The sequence below is a fragment of the Polaribacter sp. IC066 genome (assembly GCF_007997085.1).
GTDB lineage: Bacteria > Bacteroidota > Bacteroidia > Flavobacteriales > Flavobacteriaceae > Polaribacter.
The window spans coordinates 46,602-58,021 of sequence record NZ_VORR01000026.1; the positions used below are offsets into that span (position 1 = coordinate 46,602).

Below are 11,420 nucleotides of genomic sequence, written 5' to 3' on the forward strand. Positions count from 1 at the left end.
CTTGTAGGTATCGAATTTCTCCTGCAAGGTTTCAAAAACCTTGTAGGTATTTAATTTATTTGTTAATTAAACCTACAAGGTTCAAAGGAAACCTTGCAGGATTGAAAGGGAGCCTTGGAGGTTGGTTTAACTTACTTTATAACGTTCACCCAACTCCCTTTTGTTCTCACCAAATAATCATTGTCATACATAGCTTCTACTTGAATTCCGGGCAAATAATACCTACCTAAATACGCTGCGTTTAATAAGACGGTAAAAGTTTTTGTGTCTGATGTATTTTGATTTTCATACAAATCGAAATAAAAATTAACCCGATCATCTCTAATGTCCGTATACCGTGCTTCGCTTTTGGTGGTGCTTCCAAAATCTGTAAAACGGGTGTTTACAATTTCCCATCCAGAAGGAAAAATCTGTGTCAAAGCAATATCATTTACAGTTGCATTTTTAGGATTGCTCACGGTAATTTCAGCCACAAAATCCTGACCTTGCTTCAAAGCTTTTATATCAATCTGATTACCTTTTAAGTCTTTATACCTCACAGAAGCACTTAAACCTCTACTTTCTGAAAGTTCATCGCCCAGAGGCAACTTTCCAGAATTTATGATTCTTGCAAACACAATATTATTGTCATCGTTTTTAATTGTAATGGAATTCTGACCTTCTTTTACTTCGATTTTTCTTTGCACAAAAGAACTATTGGTCGTTATTTTCTCGGTTTTAGTATTGTTTGTGATGCTTAAAGCCATCGCCTTTCCGCCATTTTTCACCACCATTTTACCGATAGAAAGCAAACTATATGCGGTGGTTTGTGTGCTTAACCAACGATCGCTAGACAATTGTTTTGCAATCGTTTTGGCCAATTCTTTTGCACCTTTATCATTCGTTAACAGCATCGTTTCTAAAGCCATTGCAGTGTTTCTGGTTGAAGAACCATAATTGTGATAATTAGCACTCTCAAAATTTAAATTCGCTGTTTTAATGATAGCCTCACTTGCTTCTTTTTGCCCCACCAAAGCATAAGCCGCAGCCAAACGCCATTTTGCTTCGTTGGTAATTTGCTTGAATTCCCGCAATCTATTCATTGCAGATAAATCTGGACTTCCTGCCAAAGCTAGCGTGTATAATCTATACGCCTGTGCAAAGTCTGCTGTGTATTTCGAGTAACTTGGTCGCCAATCTCTTGCTGCCTTTTTTTGATATTTTATAAAATTAGACTTAAAAGTTAAGGGTAAAATAAAGCCTTTTTGTGCGGCTTCTAACATAAAATGACCAGCGTAACTTGTACCCCAATCACTTACATCATTTTCTCCCATCCAATAAGGTAAACCTCCATTTGCCTTTTGAAAATTCCCTAACCGTTCGATTCCTTTTTCTATATTTTGCTGAACTTGTGTACGTTTTTCTGATGTTAAATCGAATAAATCATTTAAAAATAACTGCGGAAAAACACTTGACGTGGTTTGCTCTACACAACCATGAGGATACCGTATTAAATAGGCTAATCTACCAGAGAAATTAATCGAAGGCATGGTTGATAATTCTAACATTGCCGAATTGGAACCTTCCACTCCAAACGTATCAAAATTAATGGTTTGTGTTTGCGCTCCTTGAACGGTTTTATCAATGATAGTTGCTGTTATTGGATTCGGATTTAAAACATCTATTTCCACTTTGTAAGTCGATTTCTCTCCTCCTCCTGTTGCAATAATCTCAACGGTATTGATGCCATTTGCTTTTAAAACATCCAACTCAAAATACACCATTTTTTCATCTGGCTTTTCAAAGTTGACAGTTTGAAACTTATTCCCAAGAACAGCAATTCCGTTTGAAGTTTTTACCTCAATTTTTACGCTTTTCACTTTTTTATCCATCGCAAAAACGGCAATTGGCAGCGTTACTTTTTCTTTGGGCGATAATTTTCTTGGTAAAGTAGCCAACACCATTAGGGGTTTCTTAACAGCAACTGCTTTTTCTGCTTTTCCGAAAGCTTCGTTCTCAACATCACCCGCAACAACCATCGTTCTCACAGAACCTATGTAATTTGGCAACGTAATTTTATGCGATTTCTCGGCTCCTTTTTCTAAATAAAAAGGCCCTAAATATTTTACTACAGGTTTAAAGCGGTTTGCTTTTTGATTTTTTCCTTTTGATAAACTTCCGTCCCCACCAATGGCAAAAACCTGATCTATACTTCCTGAATATGCGCCAATAACATCGTCAAAAATATCCCAAGTTTTTACACCCAAAGCTTCTCTTGCATAAAAATCATCATATGCGTTTGGTGTTTTAAATCGTGTTAAATCTAACAACCCTTCCTCCACAACGGCCAAACTATAGGTCATGGCTTTGTTGTTTTTTTCTGACACTTTTACAACGAATTCTTTTTCTGGCTGTAACTCACTTGCCATCGAAATTTGAGGCTCTAATTTGGTGTTTTCATCTTCTACCAGCATCGGAATTGTGCCATACAAACGAATTGGTAAATCGTTTTCTGTTACCTGATGTGGTTGCAACAACGAAATATTTACAAATACATTAGGTGCCATTTTTTTTGTAATCGGAATTTGCACTTGTGTTGTTCCTTGGGTTGTTTTTACCCATTTTGTTTCTAAAACTTTACTGCCATTTTCAATACTGATTAAAGCGTTTCCTTTTGATCCTGACGGAAATGTAATGGTAGCCGTTTCACCAACATTGTATTTTTCTTTATCCGCAGAAAACACCAACATTTTTGCAGCCTCTTTGTCTCCAGAAGTGGAGTTTTGCCACCAGTTTTTATAAAAATATGCGGTCCTGCCTGTTGCATGTCCACTTTTTTGATCTAAAACTCTAATTAGAAATCGTCCTCTGTCGTTGTCTGAAATATTTAAATTAAAACTACCTTTTCCTTCAGAATTTGTAGACACGTTCATGGTTCTATAAGGCTTGTGGTAACTACTAGAAGTGTAACTCGATAAATTATCTTCAGAAGAACTCCACCACCAACGCCATTTTATTTGATACACCTGCACTTCAATTTCATCATTTTGAATAGGATTTCCTTTTTCATCGACAGAAATCACAGAAAAAGTTTGGTTTTCATCTGTAAAAAACGAATCATATCTATTTGCTTCAGGCGATTTCAATCCTATAAAAGATTTAAAAGGAGCATATTTTTTGGTGAACGCATCCATAGAAAAATCGCCACCATTTTCAAAAGCTCTTACTAAAAACTGAACGTTTAACATGCCCGGAGCATTTGTACCAACAGTTAATTTATTACTTATTTTAGCCAATCCATTTTCATCTAGCTTGCCTTCAAAAAGAGTAATTTCTTCGGATGAAAAGGTTCTAGAAGGATCTGAAAAAACATAGTTTTCATACTTTTTAAAGCTAAAATTTGTTGCAGAAACTTTTGCTTTAATTTCGACTTTTAAGTTTTTTGCAGGCGTTCCGTGCAACCACTTTACGTCTAATGTTCCGTTTACCGGTTTACTTGATGATAAAATTTCGTCTTCGAAATCAACTTTAATTTTTAGACGATTTGGTTTTACCGTTTCAATTTTTAAAGTCTTGTAAAATTTGGCACCACCAACAGCAATCTTTGCCGTATAATTTCCTGTTTTTGCTTCTTGTACTGTTGTCACCGAAAATTTGTAAAAATTATTTAAATTTTCTGATGTTATTTTTTTGTACACCAACTTTCCGCTTGGGTCTGTAACTTCTAATTTTACAGGATGATTTTTAGGTAATTTATTATTGGCATCATTTAATACAAACGTTAAGTGCAAAGAATCTCCTGGTCTCCAAACACCACGTTCTCCATACAAATAGCCTTTTAAACCTTTTTGAGTTTTGCTGCCAGAAACATCAAACTTACTCAAAGACAAAGAGTTTCCATCATTTAGCTTGATATAGCCTTTATTTTCATCTTTAGAAACAACGGCAAAAGCCGCATTTTTTGGTGAATTGATGGTCACAAATCCTTCTGAATCTGAAATTCCTGATGCAATTTCTTGCTGCTGAAAATTAAATAATTTTACACTCGCGCCTATTTCGGGATTTGTATTTAGAATGTTGGTCACCGCAAAAAAGTAAGAATTACTAGCTCCTTGTTTTACAATGATTCCCAAATTGGAAGCCAATAAATTTTGAGCAATCATTCTATCTTGATTGTAATAGACCTCGTGGCAAGGATTTTCTCTTTCTCTCCAATTATAATTTTGATTTTTATAATTGTATAATTTATTATCCCAGTACAATTCTTCTCTTGCTTCTTCATCATCAACTTCGCTATAATCTTCATATTCCTCTCCATAATAGTCATCATCGTAATAATAGTCTTCTGTAGCATTATTAGTTTCTGAATCAGAACAATTATAAAACGTTTGATTTTTAGTATAACTTACCTCAACTCTATAAATTGCTCCAGGTTCAGTAGCTACCATTTTAGAAACATCAATGCTATAGGCTTTCCATTTTTGCGTGTTATTTTGCTCATTATCGATTAACGTAATCGTTTCTTTCGCAACCCTTCTCCCTACGCTTCTTATCGCTTGCTCATTATTACTATTTAGATTATTTTCTTGCAAAAACTGCAACACATTCTCTTCATAAATTTTGATAATTCTAACGTCTACCTCCCGAATATTAATGGCTTCAAAATTATATTTTAAATTCGCGGAATTGGGTAAAATCGTTCCGTTAGCAATCGCTCTTATTTGCGGTTTTTTCTGCTCGAAAGTAATAGTTTCTTCATGGGTATTCTTTAGTTTATAATCATCAACATCTCGAATTCCCTGAAATACAGAAACCAAAACACTCCCTGTTAATTTAGCTTCATAAAATATTTTTAATTCGTTCCCGTTAACGATAAATCTTGGTTTTTTTAGATTTTGAATCGTTACCAAACCATCAAAATTTTGTTGGTTTTTTAATGTATTCGAAAAGTTAATAGAAACATACTGTTCTCCTGTATTATTCACCTTTACATTAATGACTTTAAAATTATTTTTACCGGGAATTGTAATTTCATTTTCACCATTATTATCGGCTTTTATAGATTTTCCATTCCACTGAACCTTTAATTGAGAATCTTCTTCTAAACGCTGAATGCTATCAATTTTAAACTCTAAAGTTTTTCCTGATTTGTAAGATTCGTTCCAAACAATATTTTTAATGATTCCTTTTTGAGATGCTTTTACTACTGTTTTTGCGTTTTCTAAAGTAATTATATCCGCAGATTGCACAACACCTTCTAAATATTGGTATTCCTTTGAATACGACTGTAAAACGTCTGTTTTAATGGTAAAATTTGGTGTAATTGTTTTAAATTGAAAGGTGTAGTCTTCAAATTTTTTAGGAATGGTTTTATAAATTTCAGACAGTTTTACCGTTACGGTATATTCGGTATCTGCCTCTAAATTTTCGTCAGGTGTAAAAATAAAAGCATGCTTATTAAATATTTCTATTTTTCCGCTTACAAAAGGTGTGATCGATAAAATATCCGCAGAAATTTTTTGATTCGCTTCCCAACCTTGAACTTCTTTTGCAAGGTTTATGTTTATTTTTTTTGAAACTGAAATAACACCAGAAGTTGTGAAACTAATATATTCCTTGAACTTATAAATGTTATCGGTTTTAGTTTTCTCTTGTTTACAAGAAAAAATAAACAGGCAAATTAGCAATGTTGCAAGTATATTCTTGGCTTTCATGGTTGATGAATTTAATATCACAAACCAAAAATAGCACTTTAAGAATGGAAACCTTGAAGAAATGAGAATTCGTAAGATTTTATTTAGAATCCGTTATCAAAAAAAAACGCAGTCAAAGCTGTCTTAATTTTAAAGAAAAATATCTTTTTAATATTGCAAAGCATAGCGTCGGAGTATTAAACTAAAGATTTCGCTAAAATACGGAAACAAGCTCCACACATGAAGCGGGATTAGCCTACCTACCGGACAAGCAGGTTCAACTGGCAATTTTAAATTCATGGCTTCGCTATTTTTTAAAATTGAGTTTCACTAACAAAAAAAACGTTTCAATTTCTTGAAACGTTTTTTGAGGTGTCTAGCACACCACAATTACACAAAACTACACTATATTATAAACCCTTATTTTACTGATAATTTATTTTAAAATCAAACATACATAAGGTTTTTCAAAGATATTAACTTTTATTTAGTTTGCAATGGTTTTAAACAGTTTGTGTTTTACCATACAAATACAATACATATTTCTTATATTTGTATTCTAAATTTCAAAGTATGGCATCAATCAATTTTTTATACCGCTCAACAAAAGAGAAATCAAATTTAGTATTGCGTTTATTGTATCGTAACAAAGGAAACGATTATACTTTTGGAGCAAAAACACAGTTTGAAACTGAAAAAATATACTGGAGTAAACAACACAAAAAGAAATCAAAAGACATTGACGTTACAAATAAGCAAACCGAAGTTAATACGGAACTTAATAAAATTGAAAATCACGTTTTAAGGGCTTTTAATTCTGTTAATGCAGAAACTATAAACAAAGAATGGTTACAGGCTGAAATTGACTATTATTACAACCCACCGCAAAAAGAAAAAGAAGTTCCTACTGGTTTAATTAGCTTCATAGATTTTTATATTGATTATCGTAAAAACGAAATTACAGAAACGAACAAACGTAAATGCAGAGTAATAAAAAACAAGCTTATTAAATACGAAGCCTTTACAGGAAAGAAAATATTAATCAAAAACATAAATGATAGTTTTAAAAATAAGTTTGTTAATTATCAAAAAGAAAGAATGTATTCTCAAAACACTATTCAAAGAGAATTTGTGCATATTAAGACTTTTTGTAAAAAGGCAAGATTTTTAGGACTTGAAACACATCATCAGTTAGACAGTTTAAGAATAGAACGTGCAAAAGTTGAAAAGATTTATTTAACCTTTGAAGACTTAACTAAAATAGAAAATATTAGCAAAGAAAAATTAACTGATAGTTTAGACAATGCAAAAGACTGGTTAATCATTTCCGCATATTGTGGGCAAAGAGTTTCAGATTTTATGCGTTTTACTGATGAACAAATAAGAATTGAAGACGGCAAACAATTAATTGAATTTACTCAAAAGAAAACAGGTAAAAATATGACTGTTCCTTTACACCCTAAAGTTTTAGAAATATTAAAAAAACGAGATGGTAAATTTCCTTATTTAATTTCAGACCAAAAGTATAACGACTTTATAAAAACAGTTTGTCAATTAGCAGAAATCAATGAGTTAACAAAAGGTAGTAAGTTGATTGAAACTGAAAAAGATAGTAAAGTTTATCGTAAAAAATCAGGAATGTACGAAAAATGGGAACTAGCAACCTCGCATATTGGCAGACGTAGTTTTGCAACCAATTTTTACGGCAAAATACCAACTACATATTTAATTTACGTTACAGGACATAGCACCGAAGCAATGTTCTTAAATTACATAGGTAAAAGCAATAAAGATTTGGCACTTGAAATAACAAACTACTTTTAACGCAAAAAATAAAATGGTTTTTTAACGTGCATTTGGTACATAAATATAAAATATGATAAAAGATTTTCTACACAAATTAAATGAAGACTACTCAAATATAGATGAGGTTTACAGTCAATTTTTAAAAAAATACAATCCTGATAATATTACAAAAACCGAAATAACTTTTATCTCTATTATTCAGTATGATGAAATTGAAAACGATATTATCCGCAATTATTTAAGAAAAAAACAATTAAAAGCAAAAATGTATAATATTGATTACTACAATCACTACTTACTGTATGGGCGTTTTTTTTTAAAGGGTACTTCTATAAAAAAAATACAATTTAATAAAAATGAATTTCAAAATATTATTATTGACCTCAATGAATATGTATTGCAATATGAATACATTTTCAACAAATTAGATAGTAATAAAAAAATTGAATTTAAACAGGACACAATAGACCACTTGAAGAACGTCTTTCACAATCAAATACATAGTAAGTATAAAATAATCTTTGAAGATAGCATAAAACGTATTGAAAACGATTTTAGCACCAAACACAATAAACCTCAACAAATAGAAACTAATAAACCTGATGAGGTCAAAAAGAAGTTACACAATGATGTTTTTAAAGATAACGCCTTTGAAGTTTGGCAAAGTATGTTTGATAAATTTGACATCACTAAAAGACAAAGAACTGATATTGATTTTATGTTTAGTGTAATGAAAAAACAAGGTTTAATTCACGAAAACATAGGTAATACAAATATGCAAGATTGGATAAATAGAGTTTATGAAATTTCATTTGAGAAAGTAAAATTCACAAACCCAAAAGCAAATTCAAACGCAAAAAGAATGATTATTTTCAATGACATATTAGCTAAATAAAACAAAGACATAAACCGTACCCAAAAAGGTACAAAACATGGTCTTTAAGGGTACAAACTCAAACCAATATTTGCAGTGTTATTAATCATAAACATTGCAAAAATGGCAGACAGTATTTTATTACAAAATTTAAACACCGCAGATTTAACTCAACTAATCAAAGACGGCGTTAAAAGTCAATTAGCAGACTTTAAAGAAACTTTCAATACCCACAATCGTGATGAGCTATTAACACGCACAGAAACGTGCAAATTCCTTCAAATAGATAGCAGTACCTTATGGGCGTGGACTAATAAAGGCAAAGTCAAAGCGTATGGTATTGGTAACCGTAGATACTATAAAAAGGCGGAGTTATTAGCAAGTTTGAAACCTCTAAACAAATAAGGCTATGAGTACTGATAATACACAAAGCCTTGATTTTAATAGTTTCAAGAAAGGTAAAGATACAAAAAAATGCCATAAGAAAGAACTACACAAACTTCTTTATAAAAAACCAATGAGCCGTAGAATGGTCGCTACTGAATTAGGTTTTACAGACCAAACCTATGTTGTTACACAATCTATTTTCGATTGGATTAAACAAGGCAAGGCAGTTGTAATTGGTATAATAAAATGTAGTCGTTCAGGTCGTTTTGTTCAAGCTATAACTACAAACCCTGATTTGTTTCCAAAGTCTAATCAAATAAAAATGTTTTAGATTATGCAGAACAAAGAAAATTTAAAAAAGTTGATTACAAACAATAATGTAACGCTTTCAGAAAACTTTGAGAGTAATGCTAAACCACAGGCAAAAAAGTTGAGCGATGCAATTGATAACGCTATGACCACCGAACCAATTACGGAACAGGCAATTTTAAGCAAACAAATTGAAGCACACCGAAAAAACAGCATTAAATATAAAATTGATGTTACTGAAATAATCCCACCACCTCAAATAGCATGGAGTTTAGCCAATACCAAAAAAAGCGGAAACGAAATTTTAGGAACGCTGGGAAATTTTAGTGCAATAATAGGAAAAGCAAAATCCCGAAAATCATTTTATGTAAATATTGCAGTATCAACAGCGTTGAAAGAAGATAGTGTTTTAGGGCGATTTTCAAGCGATTTGCCCTCAGATAAAAATGAAGTCTTATACTTTGATACCGAACAAGGAAAGTATCACGTACAGCTCGCAGTTAAGCGTATTTGTACTCAAATTAAAGAACCCGAACCAAAAAATCTACATACGTATTATTTGCGAAGTTTAACACCATCCGAACGCCTTGAATTTATTGAAAATGAAATATTAAGTAATGACAAAGTAGGTTTTGTAATAATTGACGGAATTAAGGATTTAGTTACTTCAATAAACGATGAAGAGCAGGCTACAATGATTGTAAGCAAGCTATTAAAATGGACTGAAGAACGAAATATTCATATTGTAACGGTATTACACCAAAACAAAAGTGATACCAACGCACGTGGTCATATTGGCACAGAGTTAGTCAATAAAGCCGAAACCGTTTTAGAGGTTGCAAAATCTGAAAATGATAGCAACATCTCGATAGTAACACCTTTGCAATGCAGAAACCCCGAACCCGAAGTATTTGCCTTTGAAATCAATGAATTTGGTATTCCTAAAATGGCAGAAAACTTTGAATTAAGAACCGAAACCAAAAAAAATAGGTTTGATGTTTCAGATTTGGAGGACTTCAAAAAATATGAGGTATTAACTGAAGTATTTATTAATGGTGCTGAATTTGGTTATAAGCAATTGGAAACACAAATTAAATTAGCTTCAAAAAAGCAATTAGGAAAAGCACTGGCAAATAATTCTATCACTTCATTAATTGCTGATTGTAAAAATAACGGTTGGTTGCTTCAAGAAAAGCCGAGAGGAGCTTATACGCTGGGAACTTTTGACGAAGATGAATTTTCTACTGAAGATGTTTGTGAAGCAGAAAAATTTCATAAAAATAATTAATCTATCACTTTTATTAAAATTGATTTCATCGCTCTATCACTTTACTTTAAGCGTATATGTACGCTTATAAAGTGATAAAGCGATGAATGACACTTTAATAAAGCCCTTTAAAGCGATAAAGCGATGAAACAATATAAATACAATTTGGACAAAAGCACAAAAAAATTTGTTTGTCCTAAATGCAATAAGAAAACTTTTGTTAAACTTGTGGAATTTAAAACAGGAAACTATTTGAGCGATGAATTTGGGCGATGCGACCGTGAAACAAATTGCAGGTATCACAGCACGCCAAAATCTGAATTTAAAAATTTCTATGAAGTCAAATATATTGCACCAGCAGAACCATCACTTCACGATTATAATTTAGTGATCCAAAGCGGACGAAACTATAAACAGAATAATTTTATTCAATTCCTAAATTCAGTATTTACTATTGATGAAGTTAAAAATGCAGTTTCAAAATACTTAATAGGAACTTCAAAGCATTGGAACGGTGCAACTATTTTTTGGCAAATTGATGAGAACGAAAAAGTAAGGCATGGCAAAGTTATGTTATTCAACTTTGAAACAGGAAAACGGCAAAAGCGAGCGAACGGCAAAGCTTATATTAGTAGTGTTCGCAGTATCTTAAAACTTCAAAATTTTAATCTTAATCAATGCTTATTTGGTTTGCACCTAATAAATGAAACCAACCAAAAGACTTGTGCAGTCGTAGAAAGCGAGAAGACAGCCGTTATAATGAGTGTTTTTAAACCCCAATATACTTGGGTTGCTACTGGAATGAAAGGAGGGTTTAAATACGAGAATTTGAAGCCTATAAAAGAGTATAAAATTATTGCATTTCCTGACAAAACTGAGTATAACGATTGGAACGATAAAGCAATACACTTGAATGCAGTAGGGTTTAATATAACCTTAACTCCGCAGGTCTCAATTCAAAAGAAACGGAAAGTCCTTTAAAAATAGTAGTTACAAGACTTTTCCATCTCAATAATTTTCACCAACTTGGGTGAAAACCCTGACAGGTGAAAATTACAACAACTACAGAAAATATTAGTGCTTACGGCGGATTAAATTTTATATC

General features: G+C 32.1%; 7 protein-coding genes. 6 read left to right on the top strand and 1 reads right to left on the bottom strand.

The annotated features are described in order from the left end of the window. Nucleotides 1-131: 131 nt before the first annotated feature. On the bottom strand, nt 132-5,693 hold the full coding sequence (locus tag ES044_RS10330) for an alpha-2-macroglobulin family protein (protein WP_147119275.1): 5,562 nt from the start codon (nt 5,691-5,693) through the stop codon (nt 132-134). A 552-nt stretch (nt 5,694-6,245) separates the two neighbouring features. Here ES044_RS10330 and ES044_RS10335 point away from each other — a divergent pair. From ES044_RS10335 to ES044_RS10360, 6 genes are all read left to right on the top strand, one after another. Further along, entirely contained in the window at nt 6,246-7,496 is a 1,251-nt protein-coding gene (locus tag ES044_RS10335; RefSeq protein ID WP_147119277.1) for a tyrosine-type recombinase/integrase, read from the top strand. Nucleotides 7,497-7,548: 52 nt separating this feature from the next. Then, nucleotides 7,549-8,373 carry a hypothetical protein gene (locus ES044_RS10340; protein WP_147119278.1) on the top strand — a complete coding sequence of 275 codons (825 nt, stop codon included), beginning with the start codon at nt 7,549-7,551 and terminating at the stop codon, nt 8,371-8,373. A 75-nt stretch (nt 8,374-8,448) separates the two neighbouring features. Then, entirely contained in the window at nt 8,449-8,757 is a 309-nt protein-coding gene (locus ES044_RS10345) for a helix-turn-helix domain-containing protein (RefSeq protein ID WP_223269184.1), read from the top strand. Between the two features lie 4 nt (nt 8,758-8,761). Further along, entirely contained in the window at nt 8,762-9,070 is a 309-nt protein-coding gene (locus ES044_RS10350; RefSeq protein ID WP_147119280.1) for a hypothetical protein, read from the top strand. Between the two features lie 3 nt (nt 9,071-9,073). Beyond that, nucleotides 9,074-10,336, top strand: coding sequence for an AAA family ATPase (locus ES044_RS10355; protein WP_147187105.1), 1,263 nt, complete (start codon nt 9,074-9,076; stop codon nt 10,334-10,336). Between the two features lie 123 nt (nt 10,337-10,459). Continuing rightward, entirely contained in the window at nt 10,460-11,296 is an 837-nt protein-coding gene (locus tag ES044_RS10360; RefSeq protein WP_147187107.1) for a DUF6371 domain-containing protein, read from the top strand. Nucleotides 11,297-11,420 lie beyond the last annotated feature (124 nt).